This window comes from Halobacillus naozhouensis, assembly GCF_029714185.1.
GTDB classification, from domain to species: domain Bacteria; phylum Bacillota; class Bacilli; order Bacillales; family Halobacillaceae; genus Halobacillus_A; species Halobacillus_A naozhouensis.
Window position 1 is genome coordinate 1 of the sequence record NZ_CP121672.1, and the last position, 17876, is coordinate 17876.

The following is a 17876-nucleotide window of genomic DNA, read 5'->3' on the forward strand; positions in this document are numbered from 1 at the left end:
GCGGGAATGTCTATTTTTTTACCCTTTTTTAAGCTCTTTGCTTCACTTCCTGGAGCAGCTGCTTTTTCCTCCACTCTCTGAAGCGCTCATAATCTCTTATTAAGCGTTCTTTATCGAATCCCTGTTCAGATAAGCAATTAAGAAGCTTGTCTGTAATCGCCATGTTTTCGCCTCTTTCATTCCATCGAACAGTACGCTCTGTAACTCCAGCAAGTAAAGCCAACTCATTAATATTAAGATTTTGCTGCTCACGGGCTTTCTCAATAGGGTTTTTCATGTAAACATTCCTCCTTATTTAAAATAAAACAGGGGAATAACAGCAACCCTTTCGGATCGTCCGTCATTCCCCCACAAATGAACGTTTTATAAGATTGAAAAACAAGATAGATTGATAGATTTTCGACAAAAAAGTTTAGAATTTCTAAGCTTTCCCTGTTTAATCTGAACTAGATATAGTGCATAATATAACTATCCGGAAAAGTTATCTATTTGAGAACATTTCCGTAAACATTGTATAATACAATAACGTGAATGAACCTTTATAAAATGATTTGCGGTCATTTAAAGGTTTCAAGGTGAGACTATTCAGCTGGTTGGGGAACCGTTAATATAGATTTAGGGGGATCTGAATCTATATATTTGGGCTGGATAGTCTCTTTATTTTTGCCTTTTTTTCACGCCTCGTATTATGTAAGTGTTTTATTTTCTTGCTTATTGTTATCTTATCAGAATATTTTTAGTGTTTTAACCTTTTGCAAGTAATTCAATAGTAACGAGCAAGTTTTTTAAAAAAATCGCATTTCACTTGTAAATTACTTGTTTGTATTGCTATTGTCTTCAATAAATTTGTCTAGATCCTCTTGTTTAACCCGCCATTCCCGGCCAAACTTAGAGCCTCTTATTTTACCTTCCTTTAGATAATTCCTAATCGTGTTAGGCCTCAACTGAAGGATTTCACATAAATCATCTATAGTTAGCATTTTACTCATAATGTAATCTCCCCTATCGCGATATTTTGTTTTATTATTATCGTTTATTAACGTATAGTAACATCTTACATCAGACATGTTTGGTAGTGCAACCATAATTAACCTACAATTCCAATATAAAAACCCCACCCGACTCACGGTTTTATATTTCACTCCTCATGTTGCTATCTTTAAAGTCGGGCATTTTTGTCACATTTGTCTAAATGAAAGTCGGGCATTTTTGTCACATTTGTCATCCAAACACAACCCTTTCCCGGCTTTTGAAAAAGGAAACGGAATAAATAATGGAGCGGTAGTAAAACTACTTATCTTGCAACACTGGAGGGCTTTTCTTCAGGAAAGGTACGGGTTGTATTTTTGAGAAAGATCACTCAAAAATCTCCACCCTTTTCACCTTGCCTTACGAAATTTTGGCGGTGCTTGGATATCGCCAAGCCGACATACCCAAAACGAGGAATTTCAGGAATCGGCTTGTTCGAACTATTATACCGCCAAAACCGCCTGTACTTTCGATCAGTAATATCTTGCTTTTACGGTTATGAAGTGACGTTCAGTTCGTGGGGTTCAGCCCCCACACGACTAGCCAATACCTCCACCCCAAAACAAGGGGGGAAGCAAGATCATTAAGTTTTTTTAAAAAAACCTCGCCCTACTCACGGTTTGGAGCGGTAAAAAAAGCAGCGGCTCATAAAAGCTGCTGCTTAATAGCTCACATTCTCGGAAAAACTAAGACAACTGCAATAATCCAAACAGAAAACACAAAGACTTCCATCAATCTATTAAAACGATATTGCCCGCGCTTTTCATCATCTTCTTCATACATCATAAAACGCTTGTAATACATTCCTTTAACGATCCCCACACCTACCATAACCACAGTTACAAAAATAATAAGCCATTGCATATCAGAAAAAATCATTTCTTCCCCTCCTTATAAAAGCTGCTGCAATTCGTAATTTTCAACGCTCCATTCCCCCTCGAAATGCTCTAACCATACTTTCATTTCATACTGTGAAACAGTTTTATTGCCTCCTACTGTTAAGGCCTGGTCAAAAACGATTGTTACCAGGGAAGAATCCTCGTCTATTCTGTTAAAATATGATTCTTTAATTTTTACACTTGATGAATATTCAGCCTCTATTTTCGATATTTCATAGCTCTCCGTTGTTTTCTGTACTTCCTGGAGCTTTGACCTTGCTTTCCCTTTAACTTGCTCTAAGAGCTTCCCTTTAACGTCTGAAGCGGTCTGATTATCAAAAGTAAACATGGTTTTCACAAATTTCTCTCCCATCACTTTTAATTTTTCATTGTTTTCCTTAGAGGCCTCTAGTTTGGATTCTAAGCGCTCTTTTTCTTTCTGAAGGTGTTCCCCTTCGCTTTGGGCCTCTCGTACAGCAGAAGTTAGGAGAACGTTAAATACAAGGGATATAATCAGTAATGCCCCCGTAATGATTAAAGCTAAGATCTTCTTATTCATTTAAAATATCCTTCCCCTCGGATTAAGTTTCCGGCCGTTTTGGTGGAGCTCTAAGTGCAAATGTTCCCCGGTGCTGCTTCCGGTAGTACCGCAAAGTCCTATCTGCTGCCCCTGGCTTACTGTTTGCCCTGGCTTTACTGATATATCCGACAAGTGAGCATATACCGTTATGAGGCCGTTTCCATGATCTATATATATACGCTGTCCGAATCCTACACTATGATTACTAGGATTCTGCCACCCTGCGCGGGTTACTGTACCGGACTTAACAGCAACGATAGGCGGGTTTGATCGGTTACAACTGAAGTCTGTTCCGAAATGTGTGTTTGGTAATCCTGTAAAGGGATCTATCCGTGTTCCGTATTCTGAAGTGATCTTTGTATCTATTGGTTTTATGAATCCGTAACTGTTAGGATCCGCTCCAACTGCAACCGCTGATCCTTCAAAATACCGCAATACGTTCTCGACATAATTAATATCACCGTAACGATCCCACCCTGTTTTTTCTTCCATCATGGCAGAAAAGGCAGCTGCAACCTCTTTAGAATAACCGCCCCTCTCCAGGGCATAAGGGATAAAACCTCCCCCGAAATTATAAGCCTGGAGAGTCAATTTAATATCTCCTTTAGCTTTTTTTAGCATCTTCGAGAAATACTTAACCCCTGCATCAATGCTTACAATAGGATTCTGAATAGTGTTAGGGGGCAATCCCAGGCTTTCACTTGCTTGCATAGGATCGCCACCCCTGCCCCCGCTTTCTTGCATCATTTTGGCTAGTAAAATCTCTGTATATCCTGCAACTCCGTACTGCTCCGCGTATTTTCTAACTAACGGCTCATATCTTCTAACCTCCTGGGAAACTACCGCTTTACCTCCCACGCCTCCCTCTGGTAAAACTGAAGTGCTTTGATGTTTTGCGAATGGAGCAAAAACTAATAGGAGCGGCAGCATGAGAAGAATTGGAACCACAATCACTAACAAACGCCAATTCCTAACCAGGAAGAGACCTATTCCTACATATCCCATATGTTAATCCTCCCGGTTAGCGTATTGTTCCTTGTATGCTTTAGGATCAATAATTTTCATTTCTTCCGGTGTATGGTCTACATGGATATGAACCCGGTTATTCCCTACAACATAAATTCCCTGTCCTTTTTTGGCCTTCAATAGAACTTCTTCTTCTTGCTCTGATAGCTTCATAACCTTCTTTTCTTTTATGTCGTCTATATCTGTTGAATCCAGGCCTAGAATCATTTTGCAAAGAGAATTCCCTATTATGGCCTTACCGTAATTCCTGTGGCCTTCAATAGCTGACAAGTAATCCTCTAGCTGTTGTGTCGCTACTGTAGCACCGCCCTTATACTTACGGATCCGCTTATAGATCTGAAAAAGGAATTTCATAGCTTGGGGGTTATCCGGATCGGCCATTATATGGGCTTCATCCACGTATAACCGCTTTGTTCCTTCTCCCTGGGTGATTTCATCCCACAAGTAAGATAAAACGTTGTACATAGCCGCCTGTTGTGAATCTGACTCGTTCTCCAGGTCCTTCAAATCAAAACAAATCAAATCGCTGTTTAGATCCACATTAGTATGACCGTTAAATAAGCGGCTGTTTGAACCATGAACATACATCCATAAGATCTCTTTAAATGGTTTTAATTCCGGGTGCTCTTTTATGTTTATCATGTCGTAAAAATCCTCTAAGATTGGAAAATCAGTTGATTCATAAGCTTTTAAATCAGTATCAAAGTCAATTCCTTTAGATTCATAGGTTGCTAGTAAATAACGTTCAATGAGTGAGTTTTCATGAGGGGATATGTCTTTTTTAATGAGTTTGAAAAAGATCTTTAACCGCTGGATTTTCTGATAAAGCAGCTGTGTTTCATTCTCGAAATCATCACCCTCCGTGTCTATATCTCCCCTATCCTGGTAATGTCTAATTTCTAAGGGATTGATTAACGTTTTACTCATTACGGAAAGGCTTATAACCTGGCCTCCTAATCTTTTAAAGGCTCTTGCAAACTGCCTTTCTGGATCTATAGCAAGGATCTTAATTCCTTGCTGATAATAGCGGATCATATCTTTCAACATGTAAAAGGTCTTTCCTTTACCTGTTTGACCTATAGCAAACTCATTATGCGAATCTAAGCTGTACTGATCCACTACAACTAAGGATCCTGTTGTCATATTTTCACCTTTAATTACGCCTGTTGAATGAAATATTTCTGATTCATCATAAGGAAAAAGGCTTGAAGCCGCTTCAGCATCCATTGTTCTATATGTCCATTCCGGTAAAGTATTATCGGTTGTCGGCAGCATGGATTTAAAAGCCGGGAGCATTTGATTTTTTGGTGTGTAGCCTTTTAACCCTTTTCTTGATAGGATCCCTTCAAGCTGTCTTTCCATTCTTTCTAATTTCTCCAGGGAATCCGCTTGTAAATGTAAGTACATATGAACTTGAAATACCTTTGAAGTACCCCCGGACTGAAGTTTTCTTAACAACTCTCTGGAACTGTCTAGCTGCTGCTCGGTCTCAATTTCCCTTTCTGGTGTTAAGCTCCTTTTGCCTTTTAATCTTACGTCTAAATCCATAATGGAGCGATTAAGGCTTTTAATCATAGCTGTAGGGGAAGCAGGCTCTAAATGAGTGCTAATTGAAAGGTTATCTTTGAATCTATACAATTCTGTGAGCCAATTCCCCCGCCTCACTCCAGGGAAATCAACTACACAAATAGTTTTCGAGAAATTCTTTCCTAACTGTAAATAATCAATATCCTCATGGATGTGAGCGGGAGCTATTGAATCACGAATGGTTATTTCATCTTGCTTCTCCCCTAACCAGGCCTCTACATCTGTTTTTTGATCTTGTTTGGTGAATAATTTTGGCATTTTCATTTATTCATTACCTCCTGTTATTAGCTGCTGTATATCATCTTTAACCGGGAAAATTTGAGCGGATTGATAATCAAAGAACGTATGAAAGTATTTGATAATATCGTTGTTTGAGGCATCCTCAATGTTTAATTCAAGGTCATGCTCCAGGTCGCTCCTTATTGATACGGTCCTTTCCTGCAATTCCTCCAGGGCCTCAATATAATCTGACTCGCTGCTGCCCCTTATCTGTTGACTGTATATTAAGTACCGCTGCCGCTGAATCATCCTCCGGGAGCGGGTGAACGTATCAGCATATTTGATATATTGCTTTAACAGCTGCTTTTTTATTTCATCCTGGGTGTTTTCTAACGTTTCCTTTTGAACGGCTATATACTTTGTTAGATCCACGGGCTGCGAAACTATAACTTGTTGAATCGGATACTCTAGACCCATTAAAAAATCCTCGTATTTATCGAAAACTTGATTCATTTCAAAATTGCTCATAAGCTCCATGTTCCGGGTACTAACCTTTAATATTTTCACTAGCTTGTTATCTGGAGTAATAAGAAGCCCTGCATGAATAGCTTTGATGGGTATATGTTTTTGAACGGTGTTTTTCTTTGCTTCCTCTTTAAATTTTTTATAGCCCTTAAAGGTTGGTTTTATCATTGTCGAACCTCTCTTTCTTGTATGAGAATCTTTTTTGCTTCAATGCGTAAATCAAACCAGCTTTTACGTTGTACATAACTGGTATGTTCTTTCTAACTGGCCTGTCATACACCAGGTAAAGGGGAACGCCAATTAAACAAACAATCAAACCAGCTTTTACAAGAATACTTACAGAAGGCATGTAAAATATTCCTACTGATAATAAAGCAGAAGGAGCTAATGCTTTTATTAGCTCCTTAACCTTTACATCACCGAATATTGATAAGCCTTTTTCAACGTTTTCTGGTATGAGAAATTCCTTTTTTTCTGCCATAAAGTAACTCTCCTTCCTACATGACTAATCCGCCAATCCATTTCATGATTACTCCAGCGGTTAAAACTAAGATCAAAATACCTCCTGTTCCCTTCATGGATTCAACAATTTCCGATTTTCTGTGTTGATTTGTTCCCGAAAACTTATACATAAGGCCATAAACCATAATGGCTACGGTTGCAGCGGGGATTGATAGACCTAAAATTAAATTTCCAATACCATCAAGAACGTTTTCAAACATGGCTTCCGGTGATTCTGCCGCAAATACAAGCCCCGGGGCTGCTGTAATAGCTCCGAATGTCATAAACTGAACCGATTTTTTAAATATTTTGTTGTCCTTCAATCTTTTAATCATAAAATCCCATCCTTTTTTATTTTGATTTGAATAATCTAAACAGCCGTTTGATGATTTTCACACTGAGAAACAAGTAAATTACCGCAAAAATTAATCCGGTCATTCCTGCCGCTTTTTCAATCCATGCTGGAAAGTCTGCAAAGTAAATCCAATAATCGAACACGGAAGCGATTGAAGCCACTATAAGGAAGACCGCTCCTAACATTAAAAGATTCACTATTTTCATGACATACCCCCTTTTATAAGTCTCAATAATGCATAGATGATTAAGTAATTTATTTTTTTAAGCCAGCTATAAAGCCGACAAATGCGGAACCAATAATTACAACAATGGCAATCAAGCCTGCTATAAGATCAGTTGAAATCATTTAAAATTTACCCCCCTTTAGGGAACGAGAAGCTAAGGGAGCTGTTACCCATAATATAAATAACTCAAGCCAACTTTTGACGTACATGCTGACAAGCACCGCACTAGATAGGGCCATAAACAGAGCCAAAACGATAGTAATTGTCATTAAAAATTCCTCCTTTTTATTGTATAGATGATTAAATGGTTAGCTTCTAAACACATCCTTTACGGCTCTCCATGCAAGCATCCATAAACGAAACATGCTATCAAAAGAATTTGAGATCATTTTGAAAACCATATAAAGAAACAATCCTAATGCAAGAAATCCTCCGAATAGTAACGCTGCAACTTCTAAAAACTCTGAAGCGCTCACTATTTATCACCCCCTTTGTGCTTTTTTAGGTACTGGATTAATGCAAGCTCAACAATTTCCCGCTTCTTCATTCCGTTTTCCAGGGCATAAAGTGACATTTCATAGAAAACCTTTTTATTAATGGTTGCTGTTAAATTCGCTTCTTCCTTTGGCTGCATTTTATTATCCCCCTCCCTTCCATGTTATGTTGTTTTAATGTATAGATGATTATATTTCTTCTTGTTTCCAATATTACATGGTTACATTAAACAATGCAAGCATTATTTTCAGACAATTTTAAAAGGCTGCTCACCTGGAGCAACCTTTAACCGATTTAAAATATTTTGTTTTCGCTCATGAAAGCCTCATATAGGCAGGATTCAATATAAAAATGGAGCGGAACCCCTTTTTCTGTAGATCCTTCATGTGCTACCTCATAAATATGTAGCGGAATTGTAACAGAAAAAGGCTCTTTCCCTTCGCCTGGAAGGTCTGGAATCCCCTCATATACTCCATTTTCAATTGATTCTCCAATAAGAAAGCTAATACTTAAATAATGATCCTCGGCATACTGATAGATCTTTTCTTTTAGAAGCTGATTGATTGGAACTGTTATTTTCCTGGTTTCTCCTTCACTTTCGATTAATGCCCGGTGCTGATCCGGCAGCTTCTCAAAATAATCAGATACAAGCAAACCGATAAAAGCCCCTTTTTTCATATCGAACCGCTCTTTCAATTCATCCACTTTTTCAATTAAATGAACAGGCATAGAAATAGCAAAATGCTCTTTCTCCAGGATTACCGTACTTTCTAAATTCAATATTTGTTCCTTTGTTATGTCGTTCTCAAATTGGTTAGAAATCGCGTACATAATCATAGCAGCTTGTGACACTCCTAAATTATTAGAAGCTGCTAATATTCGTTTTTTCGCTTTTTCTGACAATTTGATTGAAACTCTCCTGGTGTCTCCCCGGTTTAATCTTGGCACGTAATCCCTCCTTTACCTTTTAATCATCTATCCCCATTTTAGAGTATTCTTAACCGTTGCTCAAATACCTCCAAATGCACCCCAAAAGAGAGGGAAAAGCTAAATAAAATATAAGCTCTAACCCCATATTCCACCCTCGTATGAGGGGACGGCAGAGTTAAAACCATGCTTACGGCATGGTAAAAGCCATGCTGCGCATGGTCTGGGGTTTATGACTGCCGTTTTGTTGATTTTCATACAGTAATCATTTATACTTGATTTTAAGCATAGTATAACGTATGAAGTAGGGCAAAATACAGCCTTACTTATTTATTACAACGTTTTAATCATCTATGCATTAAAACAACCAAAATAAAAAGGTAAAAGGAGTGTTTAAAAATGGCTGTTAAAGCTAGAAAAACTTATTCCCTTGATAGTGAATTGGCTTCCAAGTTTGAGCAGATTTGCAAAGAGAAGGATATACCTTACTCAACCATGATAGAAAGATTACTCGAACAATTGATAACAAAGAATGATGAATTGTTCGTTGATGAACTTTACGCTCCGCGGATCTCTGGCATGGTTGAAAGTGCTGTTAAAAAGGAGGTGGACCGGTTAGCAAAGATGGTTTATAACAACCATGTTGATACAAACGCGGTACTAATTGGAATCCCTTCTCTCTATAAAAAGATTCAAAAAGGAATGGAGGAATCCCTGGTTAATTACATGAACCCTCAATTACTCCAGGATGACATATCCCCGCTGTATGCAGGATTCGTTTATGGTGAACATGGAGTGCAAATGATTAATTCATTACGAAACAAATCAAGAGAAGATATTCAAGAAAGAAAACGAAACTCCAGGAAAGGAAAATGAATGAATGTTTTCTATCAGTTATACAAAAAAACTCAGTGACGCGAAACAGAACGGAAGGTATATTTGCTTCCGGGAGCGTTACGGAAAAGAGGAGAATTTAGGAGTATTTAACGATAAAACAGATAACGCCAACATTCATAAATTCAATAAGGATCTAGAGGATAAAAAAACACAACATCCCTCTGTTGCTGTAGCTCATAAAATGCTCTTTTCTATGTCCGGGGATGAATGGAACAGATCAGGATTTGAACCTGGAGACTTTCAAACACTTGTTAGAAATGTAATGAAGGATTATGAACAGCAAACAGGCAAGAGACTAACCTGGATAGCAGCAGAACATAGAACTCCAGGTCATCCTCATGTGCATGTTTTAGTTAAATCAGTTTATCACGATAAAGACGGTGTACCTTATCGCCTCAAGTTTGATAAAGATGATAGCAATTTTTTAAAAAATTCATTCCAACGAGAAAAGAACTATTTAAGAGGCTTTGAGGTTGAAAGACCTGACAAGACACACGAATACAAGCCAACGCGAAATCATGGAAAGCGGGCCACTAATGACATAACTAAAAGCCTGTTGAACCATGTATTAAACGAAATGAGGCAAGCAGAACGGGAAATGGAGAGAGAAAGACAAAATGAAAGGGATAGATAAACAAGATGGAATTTATACTCGTTATGATCTTTGCTTTTACTGCTAATATCTATAGTTATTTTCAAATAAAGAAAGGAGTTTTTACAAATGAAGATAGATAAGAAAAAGCTGTTATCCTCTTTAGGTACTAACGGCCTGGTTATAGGGGGAGCGGATTACATCCTAGGAGCTGCCATTAAATACATTCCTAAGTATCTACACGTTGCAGCGGATCCGGAAAAGGCTCAACAAATGGGGGTGAATATCCTTCATGAATATGTTTTAAACCCTGGCAACGCTTTATCAATCGCTTTAGAGCACCCTCAATTACAATATGCTGCTGCTGCCGCCTTTTTTGGACTAACGATTAAAGATATGATCCAACATAAAGATCATAAAGTTGAAAGTGCCGCTGATTATGGAGCTTTTGGAACGTCTAATTTCTTAACACACAAAGAAATAGAGAAGGATGCACAAGATTTTTCATTGTCGCTCAATACTCCAGGTACAATAATCGGAATGACCGACAACAAGCCGCTGCTCCATGTTGAATCAAGCTATAAAAATAGAAATGTCGCGGTGTTTGGTATTTCCGGCACTCAAAAATCTAAGTCATTCATAATTCCAAACATATTAAACACTTCTAAGGATTCCATCATTGTTACGGATCCAAAAGGTGAGCTCTACGAACAAACAGCGGAAGCAAAGAGAAAACAAGGTTATAAAGTACACTTAATTAGCTTCCTGGAGAATGAAAGTAAAAGCTCTGATCGTTATAACCCGCTTGATTATGTAAAAAGTGAATCTGAAGCTGATGAATTAGCTTTTTCATTGGTTGTAAATGCTAACGGACTACCCGCTAACGGTGATATGTTCTGGATCAATTCAGAAGCTGACGTAATATCAACCATGATTCAATATGTTAAACACTTCTTACCAAAAGAACAGCAGCATTTAGGAAGCGTTTATAATATCCTGGTGAGCGGTGAAAAGAAAATAACAAAGCTCTTTTCAGAAATAAAAGATTCACACATTGTTAAACGCTCATTCAATGGATCTTATAAAACAAAAGAGGATAAAATGAAAGGTCAAATAGTGGGCGGTGCTGCCTCTGCTTTGAAGCTTTGGAAGCTCGATGAAATAAGGGATTTAACCTATAAAACAGATATTAACTTTGAGGACATAGGAAAAGAAAAAACGATTGTTTATGTAAGAATACCGATTGCTAAGAAAAACGCGCGGCCGCTTGTAGCAACATTCTTTAATCAAATGTTCGATAGCTTTTATTCCCTGGGTGACAGGAACAACGGTAAACTACCGAACCCGGTTAGGCTGCTGCTTGATGAATTTAACAACATTGGAACTATCCCCTTATTTGAAGAAAGGCTATCTACAACCAGGAGTTATAAAATATATGTGTCTATGGTCATTCAATCCCTGGAGCAGCTGCGAGATAGATACGGAAAAGGAAAAGCCGCTGAAATCATGGATAACTGCGACACTACTATGTTTTTAGGAACCAACGATGAGGAAGCAAAGGAATATTTCAGTAAAAAGTTAGGCACTACAACAATCCGTATTCAATCAGAATCAGAACAAAAAAATGATAAAGGGGAATCTTTGGGAGAATCAAGAAATTATGTTCAAAGACCGCTCCTAACTACTGAAGAACTAGGAAGATTACCGGACCATCAATCACTTGTATTTATGAGAGGTAAAAAGCCAATGAAACTAAATAAAGCTTTTTATACTCAATTAGATCAACTTAACTCAATGGTTGATAAACCAACAAATCTATATGATTATGAAGCTCCTTTAAGAAATGATTATGAGGTTTTTGTGCCTGGAGAAGTTAAGATAAAAGACAAGAAAGAAGCAGCTGCAACCGCTGATCCGGCAGCTGAAGAAATAACGGATAGTGAACAGCTAGAAATGAAGGAGAAAAATAAATCATTGGTTGCTGTTGCAGCGGATCCACTAGATGAAAACCCGGATAAACAGGATAATCAGGAAGTTGATGGATTTGAAATTTAATCAACTATACCTAAAAGGGAGGAATGAAAAACATGATTACCGAATGGATAAATGATTACCTTATTGATTGGATGGAAGGCATGCTGCAAGGAGCCTGGAAACTGATAGAAAAATTCACCCTATCCGAAACAAACTTTTCAGAAACTGGAGTTATAGGGGAGGTGCAACAATGGTTTTTAATTTCTTCGATTAGTATCACTACTTTATTTATTATTTTCAACCTTATGAAGCAAATGACCGCTATGTTAGGAGGTTATACAAACAGATCCATTACAGAAATAGTTATGAAAGGAATCTTTGGTGTTACCTTTGCTTACGCTGCCCCCTGGCTTCTCATTAACATCCTGTTAAAAGTAGCAAACGCCTTTACTGCTGTTTTTATAGCAAAGGGAATAAATATTGACTCACTTAAAAAGATCATGGATATTACTAACGATGTTTCAACGGCTATGGTTTGGTGTTTGTTGGCTATGTGTATTGCTTTTGTATGGCTCATGTTCCAATACATTATAAGATGGGCGCAATTGATTATTTTATGGGTTATGGCTCCTTTAGCAGCCTCCACAATGGTTAATGAAGAAATGAACGTTTTCCCTGCATGGTGGAGAGAGGCCGCTGCTATTGCATTTATGCAGCCGCTCCAGGTTATGATCCTATACTTTGTTGTAAACCTTGTGGGGAGCGCTCAAAAAATGGAGGATATGTTTTTAGCTTTAGGATTAATGTTTGTTGTGATTGTATCCCCTTCCTGGTTACGAAAATTCCTTTATTCAACTGGAGCAGGAAAAAGCATGATAAGCGCGGCAGGGGGAGCCGGAAAAATGGCTATGATGAAACTAATGTATAAACGATAGGAAGGGATGTTTACATGTTAAAGCATTTTAAAAAAGATCTTAAAATACTTGCGGTGATTATCGTTGCTTCTTTGCTTATGGCCTTGATTGTAACAGCAACCCTTAACAAAATTTATGTAGAAAGTGAACCCGAAATATCCAGGGCGGCAAATGAAGCTGCCCCGGATCCTTCTATAACTATGGAGGATGTTAAACAGGTAAAAGAATATACCAGGGATTTCTTTTTAACCTTTGAGGAAGGTAAATCAATAAAAGAAAAGCTCTATAATGAGCTAACATTCCAATACTTCAGCAAAGACTTTTTAGAGAATCAATTTCCCGCTGATAAAAGCGCTTTGTTTTTTAAATACAGATGGAACTTTGTAAGCGAAACAACCGGACTAAACGAACAGCAGAAACCTACAGTAATCAAAACGGGAGCGGTAAAGAGCTTTGAGATAGAGGAAATACAAAAAGACAACGTTAATCAAACTATAACTGCTTATGTACGAATGGATCTATTAAACCCTAATCAAAGGCATTGGATAGAGTGGAGGAATATACCGGGGGAAGGATGGAAAATAAACGCCCTATCCTTTGTCGGATCTATAGAATCATTAAATCAACCGCTCTCACCTAAAAAATATTAACGAGAATTGCATCTAACGGCCAACTACCCACGAAAACAAAAGTAATTCGCTTGTATGGCGTTTCTCTGCATCATAAAATAAGCCCCGCGCTATAATAGCCGGGGTTTTCCTTATGTATTGGATTAATAAATTAAAAACCTCGCCCTACTCACGGTTTGAACTAAAAATTTATATAAGCCGAAAACGAAACACCTTGATATGCCTGGAGTGAACAGAAAAACCCACCTCGCCTCACGCTTTTAAAAACCCCACTCGACTCACGGTTTTGAAAGTAAGGGGGGTAACATTAAAAAGGCCTGGAGGATCTACCCTCTAGGCCTTTTATTAAGTATCTATCTTATATACTGAAATTCTCTAATGATTTTTCTATCATTTCATCATTTATTCCAATGTATCTTAATGTAATGCTTGGTGCTGAATGTCCAAACAATTCCTGGAGCATAGCAACGTCTTTATAATTCTGATAATAATGATAACCAAACGTTTTTCTTAATGAGTGAGTGCCTATTTCATCTAAATCCAACTCTTTAGCAGCCTTATTTAAAATGCGGTAAGCTTGGACCCTTGTTATATGGCCGTTATTCTTTCCGGTCCTTTTCCTGGAAGCAAACAGCCAATCGTTATCATCTAATTTTGTTCTGTCTACATATTCTTCAATAACTTCTCTGATATGCAACGATAAAGGAACCCGCTTATTTTTCTCTGACTTTTCATCCTTAAAAATAATAGCCTTCTTCCGGTAAACGTCACTTACTTTTAATTTTACTAGGTCACCGATCCGTAACCCGACATTAATTCCCATTTCAAAAAGGAAATAGTCTCGATATGATTTTAATTTTAAATGCTCTCTCATTTCTTCAATTTTTCCCCGGTCCCTAATTGGTTGAACAGTTTTACTCATTTAATTTTGACCCCCACGTTTTAAATTCATTTTGTTACATTCAATGTACTTTTATTATACAATACGATACATTCACAAGACAAGGTTTTTTTATTATTCTTGTTATTCTTCTCAAACCCGCGCCACTACTGGATTTGCGCTATTTCGCCCTATTTTCGCCTATGTATCAAAAGATATGTTTTGATACATTCACTTATTTTAAGAAGGAAAACTCCATAACTGAGAGAATTATAATGTTATAATCCTATGCGTTATAAAACCTAAGAAGGGAGCGGGGAATTATGGACGAATTGCAAACGGAATATGAAAGAATGTACTCTCCGGGAGAAGTAGCGTTACACATAGAAATAGAAAGGCAAACCGTAACTAAGTATGCTCGACTGTTTGAAAATAACGGTTATAACTTCCATAAAGACGAAAAAGGGAATCGCCTGTATTCTGATACAAACGTTTTAATGTTTAAGGATCTTATCAATAAGCGGAATAAACCCGGCATGACTCTTGAAGCGGCCGCAAAGTCTTTAACAGACATATATAAAAGCAAGTCTGTAACTGATACCGTTTCAAATGATTCTGACGAAAAAGCGAATTATGCTGCCATTATGGAAAAGCTGGAATCATTAGAGGAAAAATTCAATGAACAAAAGGAGTTTAATAAAAATTTAGTGCTGGAGCTGCAAGCAAGCGAAAAACGCACCAAAACCCTTATAAACAATAAAGTTGAATCTATGCAGCAATCATTATCGGAACATGACCGCATAAGACAAGAGCAATTAGAAAAAGACTTAGAGCGTTATAGGCTGGCCGCTCCAGAAATAGAGGAAGAGGCAGCGGAAGAAGTAGCTGCTACAACCGAACAGCCGCCTAAAAAAGAAAAAAAGGGATGGATGGATAAATTATGGCCCTTTTCATAACAGCAGCCATACAAAAAAAGAAAAGCCCTCCAGTCATCGACTGAAGAGCCTTTCTTTCTCGCCAATTAGAACGTTACGTTCTATCCTTATGCCTTATATAAGAAGGATACCATCATTATAGCATATGAACCAAATCCCCCGGCCTTGTTCCGGGGGTGTTTAATGCAATTCGCTGTACATCCTTTTCTGTCGAGGTGAAAGTGCATCAATACCGATTTTTTCAGCTGTTCGTTCTATATCTTCTCTTTCTTGCTTCACTTGCTCATAATACAAATCTAGATCCTTTCGGCAAAGTTTTAAATGTTGGCCGGGGAAAAGCTCCGACTCCAGCCTATAAATTGTGTCTATTTCACTCCCCGGATTCCCTATTTTTTTAAAGCAATAATCGCAACTCGCACCTTTTGCATGAGTGACATTCATTTTAAGCAGCTCCTTTTATTCATCGTCTGGAATCTGGATAGAGAGCAAAACAGGCTCGAAAGTTGTTTCTGGATCCTTTTCTTTTGCTCCTAAATACATGTAAGTTGCCTTCAGATTTTCGTACCATACATCAAGACTGTTATATCCCTTTAAATCGGCTTTTGAACCTTCTGCTAACTTTATAAAAACATCCCGGTAACTATACAAGCGGTCAATTACATGTTCTTCACTTAATCGGCAATAACGAATACAAGCCTCTAAATCTCCTTGATGTACAAGAGGCTCTAATTCTTCTAACTCCTTATCCCTTTCCATGCGCTCTTGCCATGTTAGCCTTTTTTCCTCTTTCCGCTCCCTGGCTTTAGATTGCAGCCCCTTCTCCATTTTGTTCAAGCGGGCATTCAAGCTCATAAAATCCCCCCTGTTATTCCTCGTCCTGCTGCTGCTCCAACAATTCCTCTATTTTGTCCATTCTCTCGGAAAGGTCGCCCATTTCCATTGACTTCAAAGCGGTATTGGAAAGGGTTGCTATGGTTTTGGCCTTATCTATGGTCATTTCACCATCCTGGAGCAAGATATTTATAACCCGATTAAGCATTCTCCTTACGTCCTGCGGCTTTTTAATCCGTATATTTTTAGAGAATTCGCTTTCGTTATCGGGCATAATTTCAACTCCTTATTTTAAGTAATGGCAAAAATGCTGTTATAGCACCTATTCCCGCGTTTGTAAGACAACAAAAACCGCGAAAAAACCCCGCTTATCGTTACAATATGTGTAGTGATCCCCCACAGAATCTATATAAAAGCCCCTGTGTGCTGTTTTAGTGATCTCGGGTAGTTATACTCTCATAATACCTTTGCTGTTAAATGTGAGCCGTCCACGGCCTATTTATAAGAGTCAAAATGATTTACAGTACATACTCATTGCAAATCACCCCCGTTCAAAAAACTTTACGGGGGTAGATTCCCTTACAATGGATCCGGTCCAGCTGCTACAACGTCCCTTGCTGGTGTGCCGATTCTTCCGACTTTATCCCCTGCAATAACTTCACGGTCCTTGCTCTGGCCTTTAAGTTTATTAATTCTTTCCTCAAGCTGTCGTTTCTGTTCTGGAGACATACTTTCCCCTGATTCCTGCGGGCTTTCCTTACGTTCTTTAAACCATTCCGGGATAACCTCTTTACTATTGCCTTTCTCGTTACCTGAAGCGGCTGCTTCCTGCTTTGCTACTTTCTTATAAAGCTTAACGTTCTCCCTCATAACAGCATTAAAGCTTTTAATAGACTTCAGCCTTAATGAATAATCTAGAGCCTCTTTATAGACGGATAACGTAACATCACTGTCTGATTTGTGAATTAAATAATTTTTTTCAATATCTGAAAGAGTGATATTCAATCTATCTATCCTGTTTTGATCTTGAATTTCTAAAAGCAAAAAGTCTTTCAAGTCATCCGGTAGAATATTAGATTTTAAAACTTCCTCTTGATGGATTGATTTATATTCAGTCTCGTTAAAGTCAGTCTCTCTAAGTTCAGTATCATTACGGTACACTTTCTGGACTTCTAGCGGTACACTTTCTGGACTTCTAGCGGTACACTTTCTGGACTTCTCTACGGCCCCAACGGTTTGAGCGGTTATTTCTTGCTCTTTATCTGTTTCCTTTTGATCGGTTGCAGCAGCTTTTTCATCGTCGGATCCATCCTCCATTTTCTTGATTTTATAAACGTCTTCTTTCGTTACGTCTGGACGGAGTATATAAAGCCTGTCTGTCTTTCCCTGTCCTTGTTTCTTGTTTTCTAGTAATCCAGCATTAATTAATTCCTTTCTTACATTGGAAATAGTTGTTTTGCTCCCTATTTGTAAGATTCTCATAAGGTTTTCATTGGAATAGAGGAAGTAAATGCGCCCTGTTTCCTCTTCCACCCATCCATTTTCTAAACTTAAATCGGATCTATCCCTAAGAATAGCCCATGCTAACTTTGCGTTACTGGACATTCTTATATATTTTGGATTTGTCATAAATACTTTTGGCAGCTGAAAATGTCTTTCTCTGTAATCGTCATAAATTGTGTGATATTTACCCATAATATTTACCCTTCTTCCTCTGTAATTTTTGGAAAAAAGGCCCTTACCATTGTAAAAAGTCTACTGATTGCATATAATTATACTCACAGTTTATTAGGTAAAGGCCTTTTTGCCCTGGCCTTCTTGCCTTTTAATTTTTGGAAAAAGACCTTGTGAATGACATTCCGTAACTCTTGCCGGG

25 protein-coding genes are annotated in these 17876 nt (G+C 38.0%); 6 read left to right on the plus strand and 19 right to left on the minus strand.

Annotation, left to right across the window (positions count from 1 at the left end; all coding sequences use genetic code 11):
- Nucleotides 1–28: 28 nt before the first annotated feature.
- From P9989_RS21445 to P9989_RS21510, 14 genes are all read right to left on the minus strand, one after another.
- Nucleotides 29–277, minus strand: a complete 249-nt coding sequence (locus P9989_RS21445) for a hypothetical protein (RefSeq protein ID WP_283079034.1) — start codon at nt 275–277, stop codon at nt 29–31.
- A gap of 535 nt (nt 278–812) precedes the next feature.
- Nucleotides 813–989, minus strand: a complete 177-nt coding sequence (locus P9989_RS21450; protein WP_283079035.1) for a helix-turn-helix domain-containing protein — start codon at nt 987–989, stop codon at nt 813–815.
- Nucleotides 990–1698: 709 nt separating this feature from the next.
- The gene (locus tag P9989_RS21455) at nt 1699–1908 is read right to left on the minus strand and encodes a hypothetical protein (protein WP_283079036.1); all 210 of its coding nucleotides are present in this window, start codon (nt 1906–1908) and stop codon (nt 1699–1701) included.
- Between the two features lie 12 nt (nt 1909–1920).
- Entirely contained in the window at nt 1921–2466 is a 546-nt protein-coding gene (locus P9989_RS21460; RefSeq protein ID WP_283079037.1) for a hypothetical protein, read from the minus strand.
- Nucleotides 2467–3492, minus strand: coding sequence for a lysozyme family protein (locus P9989_RS21465; protein WP_283079038.1), 1026 nt, complete (start codon nt 3490–3492; stop codon nt 2467–2469). It abuts the gene before it with no gap.
- A gap of 3 nt (nt 3493–3495) precedes the next feature.
- Nucleotides 3496–5364, minus strand: coding sequence for a VirB4 family type IV secretion system protein (locus P9989_RS21470; RefSeq protein WP_283079039.1), 1869 nt, complete (start codon nt 5362–5364; stop codon nt 3496–3498).
- Nucleotides 5365–6012, minus strand: coding sequence for a TraC-like domain-containing protein (locus P9989_RS21475; RefSeq protein ID WP_283079040.1), 648 nt, complete (start codon nt 6010–6012; stop codon nt 5365–5367). It lies immediately after the preceding gene.
- A complete protein-coding gene (locus P9989_RS21480) occupies nt 5993–6325 on the minus strand; it encodes a hypothetical protein (RefSeq protein ID WP_283079041.1) in 333 nt (110 codons plus the stop codon). The genes P9989_RS21475 and P9989_RS21480 overlap by 20 nt, the downstream gene beginning before the upstream one ends.
- A 16-nt stretch (nt 6326–6341) precedes the next feature.
- Nucleotides 6342–6680: a TrbC/VirB2 family protein gene (locus P9989_RS21485; RefSeq protein WP_283079042.1), complete on the minus strand. Its 339-nt coding sequence runs from the start codon at nt 6678–6680 to the stop codon at nt 6342–6344.
- A gap of 16 nt (nt 6681–6696) precedes the next feature.
- Nucleotides 6697–6906, minus strand: a complete 210-nt coding sequence (locus tag P9989_RS21490; protein ID WP_283079043.1) for a hypothetical protein — start codon at nt 6904–6906, stop codon at nt 6697–6699.
- A gap of 142 nt (nt 6907–7048) precedes the next feature.
- A complete protein-coding gene (locus P9989_RS21495) occupies nt 7049–7195 on the minus strand; it encodes a hypothetical protein (RefSeq protein WP_283079044.1) in 147 nt (48 codons plus the stop codon).
- A 39-nt stretch (nt 7196–7234) separates the two neighbouring features.
- Nucleotides 7235–7402, minus strand: a complete 168-nt coding sequence (locus tag P9989_RS21500; protein WP_283079045.1) for a hypothetical protein — start codon at nt 7400–7402, stop codon at nt 7235–7237.
- Nucleotides 7402–7560 (minus strand): hypothetical protein, encoded by a 159-nt coding sequence (locus P9989_RS21505; protein ID WP_283079046.1) that lies wholly within the window; start codon nt 7558–7560, stop codon nt 7402–7404. Before P9989_RS21505 ends, P9989_RS21500 begins: the two co-directional genes overlap by 1 nt.
- A gap of 155 nt (nt 7561–7715) precedes the next feature.
- On the minus strand, nt 7716–8369 hold the full coding sequence (locus tag P9989_RS21510; RefSeq protein WP_283079047.1) for a hypothetical protein: 654 nt from the start codon (nt 8367–8369) through the stop codon (nt 7716–7718).
- 378 nt (nt 8370–8747) lie between these two features.
- Here P9989_RS21510 and P9989_RS21515 point away from each other — a divergent pair, with 378 nt between their 5' ends.
- From P9989_RS21515 to P9989_RS21535, 5 genes are all read left to right on the plus strand, one after another.
- Nucleotides 8748–9224, plus strand: coding sequence for a hypothetical protein (locus P9989_RS21515; RefSeq protein ID WP_283079048.1), 477 nt, complete (start codon nt 8748–8750; stop codon nt 9222–9224).
- A gap of 4 nt (nt 9225–9228) precedes the next feature.
- Nucleotides 9229–9879 carry a hypothetical protein gene (locus tag P9989_RS21520; protein WP_283079024.1) on the plus strand — a complete coding sequence of 217 codons (651 nt, stop codon included), beginning with the start codon at nt 9229–9231 and terminating at the stop codon, nt 9877–9879.
- Between the two features lie 87 nt (nt 9880–9966).
- Nucleotides 9967–11892 carry a VirD4-like conjugal transfer protein, CD1115 family gene (locus tag P9989_RS21525; protein WP_283079025.1) on the plus strand — a complete coding sequence of 642 codons (1926 nt, stop codon included), beginning with the start codon at nt 9967–9969 and terminating at the stop codon, nt 11890–11892.
- 32 nt (nt 11893–11924) lie between these two features.
- Complete coding sequence (locus P9989_RS21530; protein ID WP_283079026.1) at nt 11925–12746, plus strand: conjugal transfer protein TrbL family protein; 822 nt, start codon at nt 11925–11927, stop codon at nt 12744–12746.
- A gap of 14 nt (nt 12747–12760) precedes the next feature.
- Nucleotides 12761–13375, plus strand: coding sequence for a hypothetical protein (locus P9989_RS21535; protein WP_283079027.1), 615 nt, complete (start codon nt 12761–12763; stop codon nt 13373–13375).
- A gap of 337 nt (nt 13376–13712) precedes the next feature.
- On the opposite strand, the gene P9989_RS21540 is transcribed toward P9989_RS21535, so the two are convergent.
- Entirely contained in the window at nt 13713–14276 is a 564-nt protein-coding gene (locus P9989_RS21540) for a tyrosine-type recombinase/integrase (protein WP_283079028.1), read from the minus strand.
- A gap of 281 nt (nt 14277–14557) precedes the next feature.
- Between P9989_RS21540 and P9989_RS21545 the strand changes: the two genes are divergently transcribed.
- Nucleotides 14558–15190 (plus strand): hypothetical protein, encoded by a 633-nt coding sequence (locus tag P9989_RS21545; protein WP_283079029.1) that lies wholly within the window; start codon nt 14558–14560, stop codon nt 15188–15190.
- A gap of 159 nt (nt 15191–15349) precedes the next feature.
- Here the strand turns inward: P9989_RS21545 and P9989_RS21550 are convergent, their stop codons facing one another.
- The 4 genes from P9989_RS21550 to P9989_RS21565 all read right to left on the minus strand — a co-directional run bounded on the left by P9989_RS21550 (nt 15350) and on the right by P9989_RS21565 (nt 17695).
- The gene (locus P9989_RS21550) at nt 15350–15610 is read right to left on the minus strand and encodes a hypothetical protein (RefSeq protein ID WP_283079030.1); all 261 of its coding nucleotides are present in this window, start codon (nt 15608–15610) and stop codon (nt 15350–15352) included.
- A 15-nt stretch (nt 15611–15625) separates the two neighbouring features.
- Nucleotides 15626–16021, minus strand: coding sequence for a hypothetical protein (locus P9989_RS21555; RefSeq protein WP_283079031.1), 396 nt, complete (start codon nt 16019–16021; stop codon nt 15626–15628).
- A 13-nt stretch (nt 16022–16034) separates the two neighbouring features.
- Nucleotides 16035–16274, minus strand: coding sequence for a hypothetical protein (locus P9989_RS21560; protein WP_283079032.1), 240 nt, complete (start codon nt 16272–16274; stop codon nt 16035–16037).
- 305 nt (nt 16275–16579) lie between these two features.
- Nucleotides 16580–17695, minus strand: coding sequence for a replication initiator protein A (locus tag P9989_RS21565; protein WP_283079033.1), 1116 nt, complete (start codon nt 17693–17695; stop codon nt 16580–16582).
- Nucleotides 17696–17876 lie beyond the last annotated feature (181 nt).